14 protein-coding genes and 1 tRNA gene are annotated in these 18,185 nt (G+C 67.1%); 4 read left to right on the top strand and 11 right to left on the bottom strand.

Features of this window, described 5'->3' with window-relative positions:
* Positions 1–136: 136 nt before the first annotated feature.
* A complete protein-coding gene (locus tag AC50YA_RS12070; RefSeq protein ID WP_494982511.1) occupies positions 137–712 on the bottom strand; it encodes a TetR-like C-terminal domain-containing protein in 576 nt (191 codons plus the stop codon).
* Positions 713–791: 79 nt separating this feature from the next.
* On the opposite strand from AC50YA_RS12070, the gene AC50YA_RS12065 reads away from it, so the two are divergent.
* Positions 792–1,295 carry a DUF4188 domain-containing protein gene (locus AC50YA_RS12065; protein ID WP_494982510.1) on the top strand — a complete coding sequence of 168 codons (504 nt, stop codon included), beginning with the start codon at positions 792–794 and terminating at the stop codon, positions 1,293–1,295.
* 36 nt (positions 1,296–1,331) lie between these two features.
* On the opposite strand, the gene yczR is transcribed toward AC50YA_RS12065, so the two are convergent.
* The gene (gene yczR, locus AC50YA_RS12060; RefSeq protein ID WP_494982509.1) at positions 1,332–2,870 is read right to left on the bottom strand and encodes a MocR-like transcription factor YczR; all 1,539 of its coding nucleotides are present in this window, start codon (positions 2,868–2,870) and stop codon (positions 1,332–1,334) included.
* A 61-nt stretch (positions 2,871–2,931) separates the two neighbouring features.
* Here yczR and yczE point away from each other — a divergent pair, with 61 nt between their 5' ends.
* On the top strand, positions 2,932–3,672 hold the full coding sequence (yczE, locus tag AC50YA_RS12055; RefSeq protein WP_494982508.1) for a membrane protein YczE: 741 nt from the start codon (positions 2,932–2,934) through the stop codon (positions 3,670–3,672).
* On the opposite strand, the gene AC50YA_RS12050 is transcribed toward yczE, so the two are convergent.
* The 8 genes from AC50YA_RS12050 to AC50YA_RS12015 all read right to left on the bottom strand — a co-directional run bounded on the left by AC50YA_RS12050 (position 3,669) and on the right by AC50YA_RS12015 (position 16,055).
* On the bottom strand, positions 3,669–4,499 hold the full coding sequence (locus AC50YA_RS12050) for an Fpg/Nei family DNA glycosylase (RefSeq protein WP_494982507.1): 831 nt from the start codon (positions 4,497–4,499) through the stop codon (positions 3,669–3,671). The two genes, yczE and AC50YA_RS12050, sit on opposite strands and share 4 nt — an antisense overlap.
* A complete protein-coding gene (locus AC50YA_RS12045) occupies positions 4,492–9,489 on the bottom strand; it encodes an ATP-dependent helicase (protein WP_494982506.1) in 4,998 nt (1,665 codons plus the stop codon). The genes AC50YA_RS12050 and AC50YA_RS12045 overlap by 8 nt, the downstream gene beginning before the upstream one ends.
* A 181-nt stretch (positions 9,490–9,670) precedes the next feature.
* Positions 9,671–11,209: an FAD-dependent oxidoreductase gene (locus AC50YA_RS12040; RefSeq protein WP_494982505.1), complete on the bottom strand. Its 1,539-nt coding sequence runs from the start codon at positions 11,207–11,209 to the stop codon at positions 9,671–9,673.
* 42 nt (positions 11,210–11,251) lie between these two features.
* Positions 11,252–11,875, bottom strand: a complete 624-nt coding sequence (locus tag AC50YA_RS12035; RefSeq protein ID WP_494982504.1) for a DUF4232 domain-containing protein — start codon at positions 11,873–11,875, stop codon at positions 11,252–11,254.
* Between the two features lie 104 nt (positions 11,876–11,979).
* Entirely contained in the window at positions 11,980–12,729 is a 750-nt protein-coding gene (locus AC50YA_RS12030) for a YcnI family copper-binding membrane protein (RefSeq protein ID WP_494982503.1), read from the bottom strand.
* Positions 12,730–12,816: 87 nt separating this feature from the next.
* Complete coding sequence (locus AC50YA_RS12025) at positions 12,817–13,455, bottom strand: hypothetical protein (RefSeq protein ID WP_494982502.1); 639 nt, start codon at positions 13,453–13,455, stop codon at positions 12,817–12,819.
* A 76-nt stretch (positions 13,456–13,531) separates the two neighbouring features.
* Positions 13,532–14,878, bottom strand: a complete 1,347-nt coding sequence (locus AC50YA_RS12020; protein WP_494982501.1) for a hypothetical protein — start codon at positions 14,876–14,878, stop codon at positions 13,532–13,534.
* Between the two features lie 70 nt (positions 14,879–14,948).
* Positions 14,949–16,055, bottom strand: a complete 1,107-nt coding sequence (locus AC50YA_RS12015) for an NAD(P)H-dependent flavin oxidoreductase (RefSeq protein WP_494982500.1) — start codon at positions 16,053–16,055, stop codon at positions 14,949–14,951.
* Positions 16,056–16,480: 425 nt separating this feature from the next.
* Here AC50YA_RS12015 and AC50YA_RS12010 point away from each other — a divergent pair, with 425 nt between their 5' ends.
* On the top strand, positions 16,481–16,822 hold the full coding sequence (locus AC50YA_RS12010) for a hypothetical protein (protein WP_494982499.1): 342 nt from the start codon (positions 16,481–16,483) through the stop codon (positions 16,820–16,822).
* A 162-nt stretch (positions 16,823–16,984) separates the two neighbouring features.
* Entirely contained in the window at positions 16,985–17,764 is a 780-nt protein-coding gene (locus AC50YA_RS12005; protein ID WP_494982498.1) for a type 1 glutamine amidotransferase domain-containing protein, read from the top strand.
* A gap of 286 nt (positions 17,765–18,050) precedes the next feature.
* On the opposite strand, the gene AC50YA_RS12000 is transcribed toward AC50YA_RS12005, so the two are convergent.
* Positions 18,051–18,140: transfer RNA gene (locus AC50YA_RS12000), tRNA-Ser, on the bottom strand.
* Positions 18,141–18,185: the final 45 nt, after the last annotated feature.

Raw genomic sequence — 18,185 nt, 5'->3', positions numbered from 1 at the left:
TTCCTAGGGCAGGCTACATTCTCGACTCGCAAAATACCTGGCGCAGTGGAAATTTCACTCGCGTCAGGTATTTTGCGTGTCACGGGCGGATTAGCGCCTCGAAAGGTCCGCGCGTCGGCTCCGGGCAGACCTGGCGTCAGGCGGCCCAGCCGCGGGCGACGGCGTCCAGGGCTGAGCCGTACACTGTGGCCCAGTCTGCGTCCGGAGGGCCAACCTGTGCCAGCTCCAGGCTCACCAGGCCATGGACCTGACCCCATATTGCGACGGCGACCATTTCCGCGGGTGCCTGCAGTACAGTACCCGCGGACTGGGCGGAAGACACTGCTTCAATCAGGGGCACCATGGCATCGGCCGCAACGTCCGGGCTGGGCTGGCAATCGACGTAGGCGGCCAGCGCGCCACCGAACATCAGCCGGTAGAGCGCCCGATGTTCCAGCGCCCAGATGCGGTAGGCCGCGCCGAGTCCCCGAAGCCCGCCTGGGGCCGCTGCTATCTGTGAGTCGCGGAATGACCGGAACCCGTCGTCCACGACGGCGGTCAGGAGCTGGGATTTTCCGCCGAACAGTGAGTAGACGGCCGTGGTGGACGTTCGGGCAGCTGCTGCCACATCCCGCAGGTTCACGCGCGCCGGACCGTCGCGGTCCACCAGGTCAGCAGTGACGGCCAGCAGGTCCTGCCTGAGGGAATCGTTATGCACTACGGGTCTTGCCATGGAGTCCATTGTTTCATAACCTTGTTTCGTAACAACGTTATGAAACAAGGTTATGAAACTGACAACCTGAGGAGTTCCCATGGCACAGAAGGTATTTCCGGGACGCTACACCGCTGACCCGGGCCGCGAATCGGTGACGGTCTTCCTGATCGGGATGCGGGCGAACCGGTGGTGGAAGGTCGGGACCGTCGGCAAGGTGGCTGCTGCCATGCCGCGGATGCTCCAGCATCTGGCCGCCGACCCTGCGGCAGGAATGCTTGGATATGAGCAGTGGTTCGGGCGCACCACTGTGCTGCTCAGCTACTGGGAGAGCCCCGAGCACCTGCGGAAGTTCGCCGCGGACCGGGAGTCCCCTCACCTGGAACCGTGGCGCCGATTTATGAAGGAACTTTCCGGGACAGGGGACGTTGGCGTCTGGCACGAGACGTACCAGGTGCCGGCCGGCGGGATTGAGGTTGTCTACAACGGGATGCCGCAGTTCGGACTGGCCAGGGCCACGGCACATGTCCCCGTTGGGGCCGGGACCAACACCGCGAAGCAGCGGATGGGCCGGACCGCAGGGAGGAGTGCTGGCGCCGCTTGATCCCAACGGGCGCCTGATCCCGAAAGCCCACGAGCGTCACGCGATAGCCAGTGCCGGCGCGTTTTTCAGGGTCCGGCGGAGCTGCGGGGCGGCGTCGAGCCGGTCCTGGGCTGAGCGCAGGGCCCGGACAGCGGTCTCCAGCTGTTCGGGTGGCAGGGTGAAAGGCACCCGGAGGTAGCGTTCGAACGCGCCGCCGATGCCGAACCGAGGCCCTGCGGCCAGCCGGATACCAAATTCCGGAGCGATGACCGTGAGTGCAGTGCTGACCGGCGCCGGCAGCCTGCACCAGACGGACAGGCCGCCGGCCGGGCGTCCCGTTTCCCACTCCGGGAGGTGTCCGGCCAGGAGTTCCAAAAGTGCAGCGCGGTTGTCCCGGAGGGCGCTGAGCCGTGCGGGAAGCGGCTCGTCGAGGGCGCGGACCAGGTGGGCCGCCGCCAGCTGTTCCATGAGCGGTCCGCCCAGGTCCAGGGATGTCCGTGCCGCCGCAAACCGCTGGATCATGGCTTCGGAGGCGCGGATCCAGCCCGTCCGAAGGCCGCCCCAGTGGGATTTGCTGAGCGAGCCGATGGTGACCACGGCGGGACTGAAACCTGCCACGGGACTGGTTTCGGCGGCGTCGAGGTTGAGCTCACGGAGGGTCTCGTCCACCACCAGGACCGTACCAGCCGCTGCGGCCGCCCGGACCAATTGGCGGCGCTGGACGTCGGGCATCAGCTGCCCGGTGGGGTTGTGGAAGTCCGGCACCACGTACGCCATCCTGGGGCGCTGCTGCATCATGGTGGCCTGCAGCGCGTGCATGTCCCAGGCCAAGGCGGGCGGACCGCCGTCGGCCCTGTTAGTGCCTGCGCCATGGACTGCGGTGAACGCCACCGGAATGGCCCGGCAGCCGGCCGCGCGGATGGCATCGAGGGCATTCGGATAGCTGGGGTGTTCCACCAGCACCCTGTCCTGCCGGCCCGCCAAAGCGCGAATGATGATGTTGAGGGCGTGCTGCGCGCCCGATGTCACCAGGATCTGTTCGGCAGTTGTCGGCACGCCTGCCGCGGTATATCGTGCCGCCACCGCCTCGCGCAGGGGGAGCAGGCCCATGGCGTCGTAGCCGAAACCCGGCAGCAGTGCAGGAAGTTCGGTGACGGCGGCCGCGAACGCACGATGGACCACCTCTCCGCTGGCCGGCAGCGATGCGTACGCGAGGTCGATCAGCCCCTCCGGTGCCGCGAGCCCCGGAGATGTTGTTCCGGGAGTCCGCCGCGTGGTTGTCAGGCCCGGGTCCGTGAGCACCGTGGTACCCAGCGGCGTCAGACGCGGAATGCGGGTCCGGCCCCGGCTGCCTTGCCCGCTGCTGAGGAAACCCTGCTCGCGGAGGTGCCCGTAGGCAGCTGTCACGGTGGTGCGGCTGACACCCAGCGCCTCAGACAGTGCCCGCTCGCTGGGCAGCGCGGTGTCCAGGGCCACCCGGCCGTCCAGGACCAGGAGGCGTACGACGTCGGCCAGCTCGCGGTAGGCGGGCGCGACGCCGAGGTTCCACTCGCCCAGGAGACGGGCCAGTGCGGACGGGTTCAGCGAAGGGGACATGAGGCCAGTATCTCAGACTGGCTATGTAATTCAATGCCAGTTATCTGGCAGGGTTGTCGTTATGTTGACCCGCAGACTCCTCCAGCTCTTTATCGGCCTCGCCATGTACGGCATCTCCCTGGCCATGTTCATCCGTGCCGGACTTGGACTGGATCCGTGGGATGTGTTCCATCAGGGGGTGGCCGGCAGGACGGGGCTGAGCATCGGCGTGGTGGTCATCATTGTGAGTTTCCTGGTGCTGCTGCTCTGGATCCCGCTCCGGCAGTGGCCCGGGTTCGGCACGCTCTGCAACGCCGTGCTGGTGGGCGTTTTCGCGGATATCGGCCTGGCCCTGATCCCCACGTTCTCGCATCTGGGCGGCCAGATCGGCATGCTGGCAGGCGCAGTGCTGCTGAACGGCATCGCGTCCGCGTGCTACATCGGCGCACGGTTCGGTCCGGGTGCCAGGGACGGGCTGATGACCGGGCTGGCTCGGCGCACCGGCTGGTCCGTGCGGGTCTCGCGCACCCTGATCGAAGTGGTCGTGTTGGGAGTGGGCTGGCTGTTGGGCGGTTCCGTGGGCGTGGGCACGGTGGTCTACGCCCTCGCCATCGGGCCCTTGGTCCAGCTGCTGCTCCCGCGGTTCATGGTGCCTGCAGCGCTTCCGCCCGAACCTGCCGTCCTCGAACCCACCTTCCTTCAACCCACAGTCCTCGAACCGGACGCCGGCGACTCGGATGGTGCCGAGTTGGACGCTGGCGGCTGGGACGGTGGCGAGCCGGTCGCCGTCGCACGCGTGGCCAGGACTTCTAGGACCGCCTAGGGCAGGACCGGCTGGCACTGCGGGCAGAAGTAGATGTCCCGCTCTTCTTCACCGTTGGGTTTGCCCAGTACACCGCGGCGGATGGGGGCCCGGCATTTCAGGCACGGCTGGTGTTCCCGCCGGTAAACCCAGTAGCCCGGACGGCCCGCCATCCGCCCGACGGGCATGCCTCGCGGATTAAGGATGGTCACCCGGCGTCCCGGGCCCAGGTTGGCTTCGAGCAGCTGCTTGGCATCCGTCATCAGGGTCCTGAGATCGGGGACAGCTGAGACCGGAGTAGCCGGGTGCACACCGGACAGGAAGCAGGCCTCGCAGCGATAGATGTTCCCGATGCCCGCCAGGTTGCGCTGGTCCAGCAGGGCGACGCCGATGGGTACGTCGGGTGCCGCGCGGATTCGCTGCTCTGCTTCTGCCACGTCCCAGTCCGGCCCCAGCAGGTCCGGACCCAGGTGGCCCACGATGGTGTCCTCGTCCGCGGTGCGGACCACTTCCACGATGCCCAGGGAAAATCCGACGGCCTCGGCCGCTGCTGTGCGCAGTACGCACCGGGCGGTGAATCCCGGCTTCCGCCAGCGTCCTCCCGGCGGATAAACCTGCCAGGTGCCTTCCATTTTCAGGTGCGAATGGATAGTGAGTTTCCGCTCCTCCGGTCCCGCCACGCGCATCAAGAGGTGTTTGCCGCGCGGGACCACCTCCTCCACGGTCCAGCCGGCCAGGTTGAGCGTGGCGAACCTCGGCACGCGGAAGTCCGACCCCGTGAGCGTCTGCCCCGCCAAGGCCTTGTGCAGTTCGGCGGCGGCCCGCCAGACAGAATCACCCTCAGGCACGGATCCTCAGACCCTTGGGTGTGGAGTATGCCCCGGCGGCGGCGAGTGCGGCCGCCACCGGGGTGTCCAGGATGCCGTGGCCGTTGACTTTTTCCATGATCAGTTTGTCCACCGCGCCCCGGGTGACTACACCCACCAGGGCTGCCCCGGCGGCGGACAACACTGTCGTGTCCTCGCTGAAAGCCAGCAGAGTCTTACCGCCGCGTTCCACGTAGAGGACCAGGGCGCCGTCCACCATAACCACCAGTGCGCCGGCTTTCCGCCCTGGCCGGTGCCCCGTCCCGGCTTCCTGGTTGAGTGCCGGCCAGGGAAGCGCCGCGCCATAGGGGTTGGCGGGATCCGTGGCTGCAAGGGCCAGTGCCATGGGCTGGGGCTTGGCCAGCTGAGTGTCCTCGGAATAGGAGCGCAGCCGGTCCACGGTTGCCGGAACAGCGAACTGCGCGGCCCCAAGGTGCTCGATGAAGTACCCGCGGCGGCAGCGTCCGGCCTCTTCCAGCCGCGCCAGCACCTTGTACATCAGGCCGAACCCGCCAAGGATCTGCTCCGCCATGACCGATCCCCGGGTCACCACGCCATAGCGGTCCAGCAGAAGTTCAGCAGTGGCACGGGCATGGATGGTGGCGTCGAGTTCGGGCGACGGCAGGGCAGACCAACGCCCCGCGGCCAGCGGGGGAGTTGCCGCCGTGCCTGACAAAGAGCCGTACCGTCCGGCGCCCAGTGAGGGGGAGCCCAAACCGGAGGAGCCCAACCCGGGCGATCCCAGCAGGCCGGTGCTGTGCGAGCGGCCGAGCCTGCTCAGCCTGGGGGCGCGGGTGCGGGGCGAGCGGGCCACTTGGCGGTGAGCCGTGTGGCCGCCGGCGATGAGGGCGCGGACCGGGGCGAACGTGTCGCCGGTGATGCGGCCGGCCCACGCCAGATCCCACAGCGCGGATACCACTTCCTGGTCGCTGAGCACCGAGTCCATGCCACCGGCCACGTCCTTCAGTTGGCGGAAGAAATAACCGCCGCCGTTGTTCCTCAGATGGTCAAGCAGGCGCTGCTGCGCGTCCCCGGGTTCATATTCGACGGCGGGATTCAGCGTCAGTTCGGCGGAATCGGCCAGGTGGAGGCTGACCCAGCCGTCGTTTCCAGGCAGCGCTCCCGCGCCGGACCAGAGGAGCTCGCCGGCGGCCATGAGCTCGTCGAGCATGGCGGGCTGGTAGTTGGAAACCCTGCTCGCCAGGACCAGCGGCTCCCACGCCGAAGCAGGTACCGGCACGCCGGAAAGCTGGTCGATCGCGGTGACAATTCCGTCCAGCCCCCGTAGGGACGGCTGCCCGCGCCCGGCGCCCGGGGTGCGGACATGCTGCCAGGCCGGCAGGAAACGCCCATAGGCGGCGGCGTCCACCGGTTCCACTTCGGCGCGCAGCGCTGCGAGCGAACGACGGCGGAGCTTGCGGAGCACTTCGGCGTCGCACCATTCGCTGGTGGTGGGCGTGGGCAGGCGCGTCTGCGTGGATTCTTCCGATGGCCCATCGCTGGCCGCCTGTTCCGGCGGGGCGGCGTGCGGCCGGAACTCGCCTTCCACCACCCGGCCGTCCGCGGCGAGCCGTTTCAACGCCGTAGTGACCACGGCGACGCCAAGCCCCAACCGGGCCGCGGCTTCCGCCGAGGTGAAGGGTCCGTGAGTGCGGGCGTACCGGGAAACCAGGTCGCCCAAGGGGTCTGCCACCGGTTCGATGAAGGCAAGGGGAACGCCCATGGGAAGCGGAACGCCGATCGCATCACGCAGCCGCGCGGCATCCTCGACGGCGGCGTAGCGCTCGGCCCCTCCTATGTTGACTTTGATGGCCCGGTTGGCCCGCAGCAGTGCGGTCAGATGCGTCGTGGCCAGTGGGGTGTCGGCGTGCGGGGTTTCGACAGGCTCAACCACCGGTTCCAGCCGGGCGGCGACTTCTTCCGGGGTCAGCGGACCCAGCAACCTGAGCAGGTCGGCAACCCCTTCCATGCCGCGGGCCCGGCGGTCCGGTGCAAGGCGCTGAAGTTCAAGCTCGGTGGCGTCGATAACCTTCGCATCCAGCAGTTCGCGGAGCTCAACACGGCCGAGCAGCTCGTTCAGGAGCGTCGAATCCAATGCCAGGGCTGCGGCCCGGCGCTCGGCCAGGGGCGAGTCCCCTTCATACAGGAACTGGGCCACGTACCCGAACAGCAGGGACTTGGCGAACGGCGAGGGCTGCTGTGTGGTGGTCTGCACGACCCTGAGTTCGCGGCGTTCCACCGAGGCCGCGATGTCCTTCAGGGCCGGAAGGTCGTAGACATCCTGCAGGCATTCACGGACGGTTTCCAGCACGATGGGGAACGTGGGGTATTTCCGCGCGACGTCGAGGAGCTGCGCGGACCGCTGGCGCTGCTGCCAGAGCGGCTGCCGCTTGCCGGGGGTCTGCCGGGGCAGCAGCAGGGCACGCGCGGCACACTCCCGGAAACGCGAGGCAAAAAGCGCACTGCCGCCGACCTCGGCGGTGACAATTTGCTCCAGCTCGTCGGGATCAAACAGGAAGAGCTCGGCACCGGGCGGCTCGTCCTCCATCATGGGGACCCGCAGTACGATGCCGTCGTCCGCCGCCATGGCAGACCCGTCCAGGCCGTACCGCTGGTGCAGGCGCTGCCCGACGGCGAGTGCCCAGGGAGCGTGCACCGGCATCCCGAACGGGCTGTGCAGAATCACCCGCCAATCTCCCAGCTCGTCATGGAAGCGCTCCACCACAAGCGTGGTGTCGCAGGGGACCACCTCGGTGGCGAGCTTCTGTTCACGGAGGTACTGGATCAGGTTATTAGCGGCGAATTCATCTAGCCCGCTGGCCTTGCAGCGTTCGGTGGCAGGGCCGACGTCGGACGCTGACAGCTCACGCACGAAGGCGCCCAGCGCACGGCCCAGGTCAACGGGCCGCCCCAGCGAATCACCTTTCCAGAACGGGAGCTTGCCCGGCTGGCCGAAGGCGGGGGAGACCAGGACGCGGTCGTGGGTGATGTCCTCGATTTTCCAGCTGGTGGCGCCCAGCGCAAAAATGTCACCCACCCGGGACTCGTAGACCATCTCCTCGTCGAGCTCGCCCACGCGGCGGCCGCCCTTCGCGGGCGACGCGGCGGGTTTGCCGTCCGCTCCCGGCGCACCGGAGCCTTCCGCCTCGGTGCCGATGATGTACACGCCGAAGAGGCCGCGGTCCGGGATGGTGCCGCCTGACGTCACGGCAAGCCGTTGGGCTCCGGGCCTGCCTTCGATGGTGCCGGCGTTCCGGTCCCAGATGATCCGGGGCCGCAGTTCGGCGAATTCATCGGACGGATACCGGCCGGCCAGCAGGTCAAGGGTTGCCTCGTACGCGGACCGGGGGAGGGACGCGAACGGTGCGGACCGCCGGACAGTGGCGAACCATTCCTCCACATCGATGCTGCCCAAGGCGGTGGCCGCGACGGTCTGCTGGGCCAGGATGTCCAGCGGATTGGCCGGGACAAAAAGCCGCTCGATCTTTCCTTCGAGCATCCGCTCCACGGTGATGGCCGTGTGCACCAGGTCTGCGCGGTGCTTGGGAAACAGCACGCCCTGCGAAATTTCTCCCACCTGGTGCCCGGCACGGCCCACACGCTGGAGTCCACTGGCCACCGACGGCGGTGATTCCACCTGGACCACAAGGTCCACGGCGCCCATATCGATGCCGAGTTCCAGGGACGAAGTGGCCACGACGCAGCGCAAGCGGCCGGACTTGAGAGCGTCCTCAATGAGCGCCCGCTGGTCCTTGGAAACCGAGCCGTGGTGGGCGCGGGCCAGCAGGGGATCGGCTCCCGCCGTGCTGCCGGCCTGCGCCATCATGTGGGCCGGCGTCGCGGTGGAAGCAGGAACGGCAGCAGGACCGAATGCAGGGGCGCCGGGCGAAAACCCCGGGTCTGCGGCACCCGCGTCAGGCGAGTCCCAGCCACCGCCGACCGCGATCAGCTGCCGTTCGGCGTAGATCTCATTGAGGCGGGCGGTTAGCCGCTCCGCCAGCCGGCGTGAGTTGGCGAAAACGATCGTCGACTGGTTGGCCAGCACCAGGTCAACGATCTTCTCCTCCACATGGGGCCAGATCGAGGCCTGAGGCTGCAGCCCTGACGCGGGACCGGAGTCGAAGGCGCCCGCGGCGCCCGGGAGATCGGACATGTCCTCCACCGGGACGGACACGGTGAGGTCCCAGTTCTTCCGCGACGGCGGGGCCACGATTTCCACCGGCGCGGAACCGGCCAGGAACTGGGCCACCAGCTCACGCGGCTCCACGGTGGCGGAGAGCCCGATCCGCTGGGCGGGCTTGGGCAGCAGCGCGTCCAGCCGTTCCAGGGAGACCGCCAGGTGCGCGCCACGCTTTGTTCCGGCGACGGCGTGGACCTCGTCAACGATGATGGTGTCCACCTCGGTGAGGGTCTCGCGCGCCCTGGAGGTGAGCATCAGGAACAGCGATTCCGGCGTGGTGATGAGGATGTCCGGTGGGTTGCTGAGCAGCGCGCGGCGGTCCGCCGTCGTGGTGTCACCGGACCGGACCCCCACGGTGATCAGGGGCGCCGGAAGTCCCAGCCGCTTGGCAGTCTGGGTGATCCCGATCAGGGGCGAGCGGAGGTTGCGTTCCACGTCCACGCCGAGGGCTTTCAGCGGCGAGATATAGAGGACACGGGTCTTGCGTTTGGGCGGTCGCGGGCGTTTTCCTTTGACGGGCGCTTTGACTGTTGCTGCGGCCGTTCCCTTGAACGCCCCCTCGACCGGCACAGCATCCAGGCCGGGCAATTCCGGGTCAGGGGCCGGCGCCTCAACGAGCAGTCGATCCAGGGCCCAGAGGAACGCCGCGAGGGTCTTGCCTGAACCGGTGGGCGCCACAACCAAGGTGTGAGAGCCGGAGGAGATGGCGTTCCAGGCGCCGGTCTGGGCAGGTGTTGGCTCCGCAAAGGCGCCCAGGAACCAGTCCCGCGTGGGCCGGCTGAAACGGCCCATGGGTGCCTCTTTGCTACCGGCCGGGCGGGCTGCCGCGCGGGCATCCGGGCGCGCTGCTCGACGGGCTGCCTGGCCCGCTTCCGCTGGCTGATCCTCCTGCATGCCTCCATCATCCACTAACCCACCGACAGGATTGCCTGCCCGGCCAGGGCGCCGGCCAGCCCGCCGGGCAGGGCGCGGATCAACCCTGCTCGAGCCTCGGGAGATCCTTGGTGGCGGGTCCTTCAAGGAGCTTGCCGTCAGGGCTGAAGCGCGAGCCGTGGAGCGGGCAGTCCCAGGTCAGTTCGCTGTCGTTCCAGTGGACAATCCCGCCAAGATGCGTGCAGACGGCCGAGAGCCTGCACGTGGTGCCGTCCACTATGGAGACCGCCGCCGGCCGGGCGCCGTCGCGGTAGACCCTCCCGCCGCCGTCGGCCGGTACAGGACCTCCGGTGGTTGCGCCTGCCGATACCGCGGTTTCGGCAGGCTCAACCCCCGATTTGCCAATGGCCAGCTTCCCCCAGCCGGTGGCGAGACGCGCGGCCACGCCCGCGTTGACGGTGACGGCGGTCAGAGCCGCGCCGGGGGACGTCACGCGGTGATGGATCGTGTTGGCCCAGCCGAGGCTGCCGCCGAGGATGTCCGCGGAAATGCCCAGGGCGGCGGCCACCGCGTTGGTCATGCCCCACTTGTTGTAACCGGTGCCGAAGAAGATGTGGCCCCGGCCGCGGGGCAGTTTGCCAAAGAAGGGCATGAGGTTGGTGGCCTGGTAGTCCTGGGCCGACCACGTGTGGGTGGCCACTGCGCCCGGGAAGTGCCCGGTAGCCCAGTCCAGCAGACCCGACAGATGTGACTTTTCCGATTCGGTCCGCCCCACCTGATGCCCGTGCCCGCCAACCAGCAGGAACTGACGGCCGTCAGCCTCATAGTCCCGCAAGGAGTGGGTGGGTTCCTCGGCTGACAGGTACATTCCGGGCGGCGCGGTGACTCCGGCGGGCAGTTCCAGGGCCGTGGCGTAGGAGCGCAGGGACTTGAGTTTGGTGAAGTAGAGCCCGCGGTCCAGGACGGGGATTCCCGTGGCCAGAACAACGTTGTTGGCGGTGACGTTGCCCTGGTCCGTGTGGACAGCTAGTGGTCCGTTCCCGGAGACATTCCGCAGCCGGGTCCCGCCGACCACGCTCCCGCCGCGGGCCCGGACGTCCTGCAGCAGTGTGTCCAGGACGTCCATGGGGTTGATCTGGGCCTGATCGGTCAGGAGCAGGGCGCCTTGGATGGGGAAGGGGAGGCGTGCATCGCGCACGTACTCCACGTCCAGGCCCGCGGTGGTCGCTGCGCCGAGTTCCTCAAGCAATCGCTCGGTCCCTTGGGCGGTGGTGGCGTACGTGTAAGCATCCCGGCGCTGATACGGCACGCGTTGTTCCTCGAGGTAGCGAAGCAGCCACGACTGCCCCTCCTGGTTGGCCTCAACGTAGGCCCCAACCTGCTTCTGCGCATACTGCCTAGCCAGGGCGGACAGGACGGTCCCCTGCAGCAGACTGATTTTCGCCGTTGTGTTTCCTGTGGTCGCGGCCCCGGGAAACCTCGCCTCCAGGACCAGGACTCGCTGCCCCGAGCGTGCCAGCAACAGCGCGGTGACCAGCCCCGTCAGCCCAGCCCCCGCCACGACGGTGTCATAGCTGCTGCCTGCCTCAAACGTGTCAGTACTGAAGGATTGCCCGCGGTCCAACCAGAGCGACGTCATGGAAGCTAAGTGTACTTATCACGGCCTGTCAGGCCCAGAGCCTCAGGCGGGCTGGAAAGCTCCGATGCTCAGAAGGGTGATGTTGGCGTTGCTGCACGCGCTGGTGGGCTGCGGCAGGAACAACGACGCCGTGTCTTCCGGCGGGTAGATGCGGTATCCGGCCGCGTCCGTCAGGGTGCAGTCGCCGTAGTTTGCGGCCTGGGTGTAGCGGAGCACGGCGGATCCGGTCTGGCCTGGCGCCAGCAGGACGTCCGCTATGGGGGTGGTTTCGTCGCGCGTCGCCGCCGCGCCAATCGGTGCACCGTCGGCGTTGGCGGTCAGCGAGACCCCCGGGAAGCCCTTGAGCAGGCAGGGCGCCGTGCCCGTATTCGTGAGGTTCAGCTTCATGTAGACGCTGCCCGCCGCGCCCCCGCCGGACGCATCGGTAGCCGCCGACAGTGAGGCCGCCTTGCAGAGCGCGGGGCCGGACTGAGTGGTGCCGGACGACGACGGCGACGGAGACGCGTCCGGAGACGCCGGCGTGGTGGACGGGCTCGCGGAGTTGGTCCCCGGCGTCGTCGTCCCCTGCGTCTGCGGCTGGCTCGGTCCGCAGGCGGTGAGCATCAGCGCCGCCGCAGCGACCGCCGTCGTAATAACAAACCCTTGTGAAATGCGCTGAGACGTCATGGCACCACCTTTGTTGCTGCTGTGACGGGAGTCAACGATGCCACGGGCAGGCGGGGCGATTTGATGCCCGGATCGTGATCATCCGGGCATCAAATCCCGCAATGTTACGTGGCGGATTCCTGCCGGCGCTTTGAGCCGCTGCGCGCGAAGGCCACCCCGCCAAGGGCGAGTCCGCCGAGACCGGCAGCAAGCCCCGCCCAGCTACGGGCGTCCGCGCCGCTGTCAGTCACCGCGGCTGCCTGCTCAGTGGCCTGCGGTTCGCTGGCGTGCGCGGAGGCAGCAGCCGCGCCGTGGCCGTCCGTACTGGCCGCCTCGGTGATGGTGATGGACGGCGCCGGCGCCTTCAGGGAGTGCGGGTCCTGGCCGTCCTTGGCGATCTCCGACCAGTCCGTCTGCCCGGTTTCGCAGGACTGCAGCGTGGGGAAGTAGAGCGTGGAGCCGGCAGTGTCGGGCAGCTTGACCGACAGCACCAGGGCATCGCGCAGCTCGTGCTCCAGCGGAGCCTTGGCCGTGTACACAATCTGGCTGGTGCGTTTGGTGATGGAGGTACCGTCGGCCAGTTTCTTCGGCTCGGCGAGCTGTTCGGTCACTTTTTCCACAGTCCAGTTGGGGTTAACCGTGGGCTGGGCGTCGTTGAGTTCGGCCGGCAGGGTGATGGCCACCTTGGTGGTGGCGGACTCCTCGCAGCCGTGGGGGATGCCGAACGTGAGCAGGGCGTAGGAATTGGCGGCGGTTTTGTCCGGAGTGACGCCGACGTGGGCCGACGCGCCCGCTGCGGCGGTCAGGATCAGGACGGCTGCGCCGCCGGTGGCTGCTGCCGCGGTGAGGGTGCGGCGGAGGAATGTGGTGGTCATGGGGTTGCCTTTCGGACGCACGCCGGAGGGGGCGTGCGGAAGTACGGGGTGGGGCCCGCGGCCTGCGGAAGTGCGGTGCGGGCAGGGTCAGGAAAGTACGACGGCGGAAGGCGGGCCGCGCCGGCTGTGTTGCCTGAGGTTCCGCCAGGGGCGGAGGGGGAGAACCGCCGGCGGGCCGGGCACCGCCGGTGGCGTGCCGGCGTCGGGCGTTACTGCTTCGGGGAGCCGGACGAGGGGTCCCAGCCACGCGGCCAGTGCCCATAGGGCGGCCTCACCCTTGGCAAGCAGGAGGGCGCACGCGCCGGTGGCGAGTGCGTGGGTCAGGAGCATCAGGATGCCCGCGACGGAACCGGAACCGGATCCGGAATCGTGGACGTGTCCGGAGGCTGCGATGACAGGTGCGGCGGCGCCGGCGAGGTGGGTGTTATGGAGCCCGGCGGCAACACCGCTCACAGCCGTGCCCGACGAACTGAAGGCCGTGAAGGCTTCGTGCAGGATGAACTGTCCCGCGCCGAGGACGCTGAGCATGGCCGGAAAATTGAGCCGCAGCCTCGTGGCGGTGGTGGCCGCGAGCACTGTCAGCGCAAGCACGGCCAGCAGGATGCCTGGAGCGGGAAGGTCGCCGCCGCCTGCCACGTGGGCCCCGGCGGCAAGTGTCAGGACTCCCGTGGAGAGGGACGCGGCGCGAAGGAAATGGAAGGGTGGCCGGGCGTGGTTGGTGCGCACGAATCCTCCTTATTTCGGTCGCCGGTGACGGTCTTCAGTCGCGTTCTTACAGTGGTTCTTCTGCAACGTTCAGATTCTACCGGCCTTTGGGCGGGCCACCGGTGTGTGACGGGCCGTGCAGCGCGATCACGTTGGACGGGAACTCTGTCGCGTCGGATGGCTCGTCTGCCAAGTTGAAGAAACCCATTGCCATCTCGAGACACTGGATGGCCACCGGGGGAACGCGGTAATCAGTCGCCGCCTCCACCAATCCCAGTTCGGCGAGTAGGGTCAGCTTCTGCTGCGCCTGCAGGGCTGCGAACGACGCGTACATCTCTTCGAGGGCTGTGTCCTTGAGTTCCGTGTCCTCGAAGTCTGCGTCCTGAAGCAAGGCGCCCTCAACGTCCGGCGACGCCATCCGTTCGAGTTCCGCCACGGGCATGGGTTCGGTGGTGGTGCCATAGGTGAGGACGGCCAGCAGCGTCCCGGCCACCGCTTCCTGGTCCCACTCCTGGTCCGGGTCTGCGAGTAAACCGACAAGGAGGACCACCGACAGCATCCGGCGGATGTCCAGCCGTTCCTCGATCCTCGTGCTGTTCCAGGCGGCCACTTCCGGGCCGGGAATGGCTTTGGTGGATCCGAGCGTGATCAGGTTTGCTCCCACCATGGCTGACCAGATGTCGCGGAGTACCGGGACGTCGTGCATGGTACCGACCTCCAGCAGCGTTTCGGGCTGGGCCTCGGCATTTTCCAGATCGAAAAGTGGCACGGCTCCACTCGCGCCACGCTTTCCACGGGCCTGGACTCCGACGGCCGCGGCTGCCAGCTCGATGTCCTTCAGACGCAGCGCGCCCGTACTGGTGATTTCCCTGCCGGTTCCGATCCACTCCAGCAGGGACGTGGCACGCTGGATCAGCGGCATGGCATTGAACGCAGCCTCCTGGTGGTCGTCGCTGAGGTCAGGCACCTGGATAGCCGGCAATTGCGGGACTGCGGCGGCGATACCGCTTCCCAGTGCTGAATGTAGTTCCTCGTAGGCGGCGTCCGTGCCGCTCCAGCGGCCGGTCCCTTTCAGGAAATGGATGTACGAGTGAAGGGCGAAATAGATGTCGTCGAAGGCCTCGTCCATTTCGTCGGGGTCCAACGACGCCGCAATTGCTCCGGCCGCCTGCTCCACGCTTTCACTGTCGATGGCGGTGGCCGAGCTCGAACCGTTGATGGCGTGCTGCGAGGTGAGGAAGAGTTTGACCAGCTCGAGGCACTCGAAGGCACCGGCAGGATCAGGGTCTTCCGTCGCGTGCCATTGAATGAAGTCACGAGCCATCGAATCAACCACCCGATGGTTCAGGACCAGCTGCAGGGACATCTTGGGGGCCGAAGGTACGGCCTTGAGGTGCCGCCGGTCCTTGTTTCTGCTCTTGGATTTGCCGGTCTTTTTGGTCAAGGATTGCCTCCGGTGTCAACGGGCGCTCGCCCCAGGTCGGTTGCCTGGGATAACCGCGGATGTATCGAGCTTACAAAACCGGGGTGCCGGCGAGCAGTTCGGCGAGGACATCCGCGGCCGAGTCATGCCGGATCAGCGCTGTGGCCTGTCCCGCCCAAAGCGACATGAGGTCCGTGTTTCCCTGGGCTGCTGCCTGTGGACGGAATCGGCCGGTGAGCCAGTTCTGGGCGGGGAACGGGGCTATTCCAGCCTCCGAGCGTCCACCCTCTGCCAGCTTGGCCGCTGACAGTTCCGCGATGATGCGGTTGGGGATGCCGCGGGCCAGCCGTCCGCTGAGGGCTCTTGTCAGCACTGTTTCCCGCGCGGCTGGGCTGTGGAGGACGGCCCGGTACGCAGGCACTGCCGCAGATTCGCGGGTGGCCAGGAAGGCCGAACCGACCTGGACCGCGTCGGCACCGAGGGCCCGTGCGGCAGCGTATCCGCGGCGGTCCGCGATTCCCCCGGCCGCGATCACCGGGATCGTTACGGCGTCCGCCACCTGCGGAACAAGTGCGAACGTTCCGATCAGGGACTCTTCCGCGGGCTTCAGGAACGAGACACGGTGGCCGCCGGATTCCATGCCGCTGGCAACCACGGCATCCACGCCGCCGGCTTCCAGGGCAACGGCTTCCGCCACGGTGGTGGCGGTGCCCACCACGACCATTCCACGCCGGCGCGCCGCCTCAACCAGTTCCGGTGCGGGCACACCGAATACAAAGCTGACGACGGCGGGACCCGCCGCCAGGGTTGCCTCCACTTGCTCTTCGTAGTCGGGCAGGTAGCGGTCCGGCATGTGCGGAAGCGGCAGGCCCACTTCGTCGAAGTAGGGCTTAAGGGTCTCGAGGTACTGGTCGAACGCAGCCTGGGGGAGCGACGTGGTTTCGTCGCCGGTGGGAATCCAGAGGTTGAGGGCAAACGGCTTCGCCGTTGCCTTCCTCAGCTCAGCCGCCGTGTTCCGGATGGCGTCGGCGCCATAACCGTACAGGCCGTAGGAACCCAGCCCGCCGCCGTCGCTCACGGCTGCTGTCAGCTCCACGGAAGAGACACCGCCGAAAGGGCCCAGCACCACAGGAACGTCCGTGCCGAACAATTCGGTGATGCGGTTTGGCCGGGCAGAGGTGCGGTGCTCTGGCGTCATGCGGCGGCTCCTGAAAGGTCGACGTTTTGGCTTCAGGACCCAGTCTCGCAGGGCTGGGCTCTGCTGCCCAACCTATGCGTGCGGAGTCAGTCTGTTTCCGGGCCCGAGCAGTAATGGCAGTCGTCGGGGCACGCATCGGTCACGTCTGGCTCCATATGAGTTCGAGGCAGTCGCTGACCCGGAAGAGTCTGCGGCCGCCCATTTGCGCGATTCGTCATCGAAGTCACGGTTCTTCCTTAGGATCAGGTGCCGGTCAGGTGTGCCGGTCCAATTCATCCAACCCGAAGGGTCGTGGTCTGCTCAATGGAGGATGTGACCACGCATGCCGCACCAGTTTGTGCAGGCATCCAGTAGGGCCATGTACCGCAACATGGGGCGGGGCTAGACTGCTGGCGTAAGTCGCCAACCACCGCAGGGAGCACATGATGAACTACTCAGGAACTGGCAACGAAAAATCCACCCCGGCCAGCGACCTCAACAGGACCCACGTGGGTCAGACGGTCAGTTTTGAGCCGGACGAATTCACGCTGGTGTTCGGAAAAATCGCGGCTATTGCACGCAAGGAAGGCAGCGTGACCATGGCCTTGCAGGGCGTTGAAGGAAGTGGCGGCCTGCAGTCCAGCTACAGCCTCCCCGGCAGTCAGCACGTGTATTTGCAGCCCGACATGCTCACCAATACCGAGTCCACCATCAAGGACTTCTTCGGCAAGGTCCAGGAAAACCTGCGCGGCGGGCACAAAGGAGATGACAGGACGGACAAGCTCTGACGGAGGAGCCGTCCCTCGGGTACAACAAAGGCCATCTGACTGCGGTCGAGGAGACCTCGTACGGGCGATTCGAGGCGCAGACGACCACCACCGTCTAAGACGGGGAGGGAGGGTCCGAATTGGGCTGGGCGTAGGGTGGAAGTTAGACGGAAGGAGCACTTCATGAAGAAAATCCTCATGGTACTGACCAGCGTTTCCGAGATCGGCGATACCGGAGAGAAGACCGGGTACAATGTGGCCGAGGCTGCACATCCCTGGAAGGTCTTCAAGGATTCAGGGCATTTCGTCGACTTCGCGTCCATCCAGGGAGGCCAGCCCCCGCGCGACGAGGTGGACTCAGAAGATCCCATCCAGGTCGCCTTCACGGAGGACGAGACCACGCGCGCCGGTCTCTACAACACTGCCCGCGTCGACGTCGTTGATCCCGACCAGTACGACGCCGTCTTCCTCGTGGGAGGCCACGGCACCATGTGGGACTTCCCGGACAGCGAAGGCTTGCAGAACCTCGTAGCCAGCGTCTACAACGCCGGCGGCGTGGTGGGCGCTGTCTGTCACGGGCCAGCCGGACTGCTGAACGTCGAGTTGGCCAACGGCTTTCGGCTGGTCGAGGGACGGAAGGTCGCGGCCTTCACCAACGACGAGGAGGTTGCCGCGGGGAAGGACAAGGTCATCCCGTTCTTTTTGGCAGACCGGCTTGAGGAACAGGGCGCCACCCACGTCTCCGCTGGTGTCTTTGAGGAGAACGTCGTGGTTGACGACCGGCTGGTGACCGGCCAGAACCCAGCATCAGCGGCCGGCGTGGCCAAGGAGATGGAGAAGCTCCTGGCAGAGGTCATCCACCAGGAAAAAGCCGAGGAGCAGCACGAGGCGGAGGCGCTGCGCGCCGAGAAGGACGCCGAGAAGAACGCCAAGAAGGCTGCTGCGGCAGGTACCGAGCACTAACGCCCGCAGCGCACTGAAACTGGCGGCCGCCCCGACGACGGAGTGGCCGCCAGCCGGCGTAAGTGCGCCGGCGACCATACTCTCCAACGCATCGCCGACCTGCTTCAGGTTCCGCGCTCCACGATGCACGGCCACCTCAACAAAGCAAGCATCGGACGACGGTCCACGCTTACTGGGTCCGGCCAAAACAGAATTTCGTTACCGCTGCGTTACTGAGGGGCCAAGTTTGGGGCAAAACAAAACCCCCACTTCCCTTTGTTTATAAGGGAAGCAGGGGCTTGCCAATTGGCGGTGACGGTGGGATTTGAACCCACGTTGGCTTTGACACCAAACAACATTTCGAGTGTTGCACCTTCGGCCGCTCGGACACGTCACCAACCTGAATAGGTTACCGGAGCATACCGCCCATCCACAAAACGGC

It is taken from the genome of Pseudarthrobacter sp. RHLT3-21 (genome assembly GCF_059383495.1).
The sequence above is the reverse complement of the archived record's forward strand: the minus strand, read 5'-3'. Positions and strand labels throughout refer to the sequence as shown.

What these genes read in the sequence shown, in the direction of transcription:
- AC50YA_RS12070 (WP_494982511.1), bottom strand. Translation starts at nt 712, where the DNA reads ATGGCAAGACCCGTAGTGCATAACGATTCCCTCAGGCAGGACCTGCTG.
- AC50YA_RS12065 (WP_494982510.1), top strand. Translation starts at nt 792, where the DNA reads ATGGCACAGAAGGTATTTCCGGGACGCTACACCGCTGACCCGGGCCGC.
- yczR (WP_494982509.1), bottom strand. Translation starts at nt 2,870, where the DNA reads ATGTCCCCTTCGCTGAACCCGTCCGCACTGGCCCGTCTCCTGGGCGAG.
- yczE (WP_494982508.1), top strand. Translation starts at nt 2,932, where the DNA reads ATGTTGACCCGCAGACTCCTCCAGCTCTTTATCGGCCTCGCCATGTAC.
- AC50YA_RS12045 (WP_494982506.1), bottom strand. Translation starts at nt 9,489, where the DNA reads ATGGGCCGTTTCAGCCGGCCCACGCGGGACTGGTTCCTGGGCGCCTTT.
- AC50YA_RS12040 (WP_494982505.1), bottom strand. Translation starts at nt 11,209, where the DNA reads ATGACGTCGCTCTGGTTGGACCGCGGGCAATCCTTCAGTACTGACACG.
- AC50YA_RS12035 (WP_494982504.1), bottom strand. Translation starts at nt 11,875, where the DNA reads ATGACGTCTCAGCGCATTTCACAAGGGTTTGTTATTACGACGGCGGTC.
- AC50YA_RS12030 (WP_494982503.1), bottom strand. Translation starts at nt 12,729, where the DNA reads ATGACCACCACATTCCTCCGCCGCACCCTCACCGCGGCAGCAGCCACC.
- AC50YA_RS12015 (WP_494982500.1), bottom strand. Translation starts at nt 16,055, where the DNA reads ATGACGCCAGAGCACCGCACCTCTGCCCGGCCAAACCGCATCACCGAA.
- AC50YA_RS12010 (WP_494982499.1), top strand. Translation starts at nt 16,481, where the DNA reads ATGAACTACTCAGGAACTGGCAACGAAAAATCCACCCCGGCCAGCGAC.
- AC50YA_RS12005 (WP_494982498.1), top strand. Translation starts at nt 16,985, where the DNA reads ATGAAGAAAATCCTCATGGTACTGACCAGCGTTTCCGAGATCGGCGAT.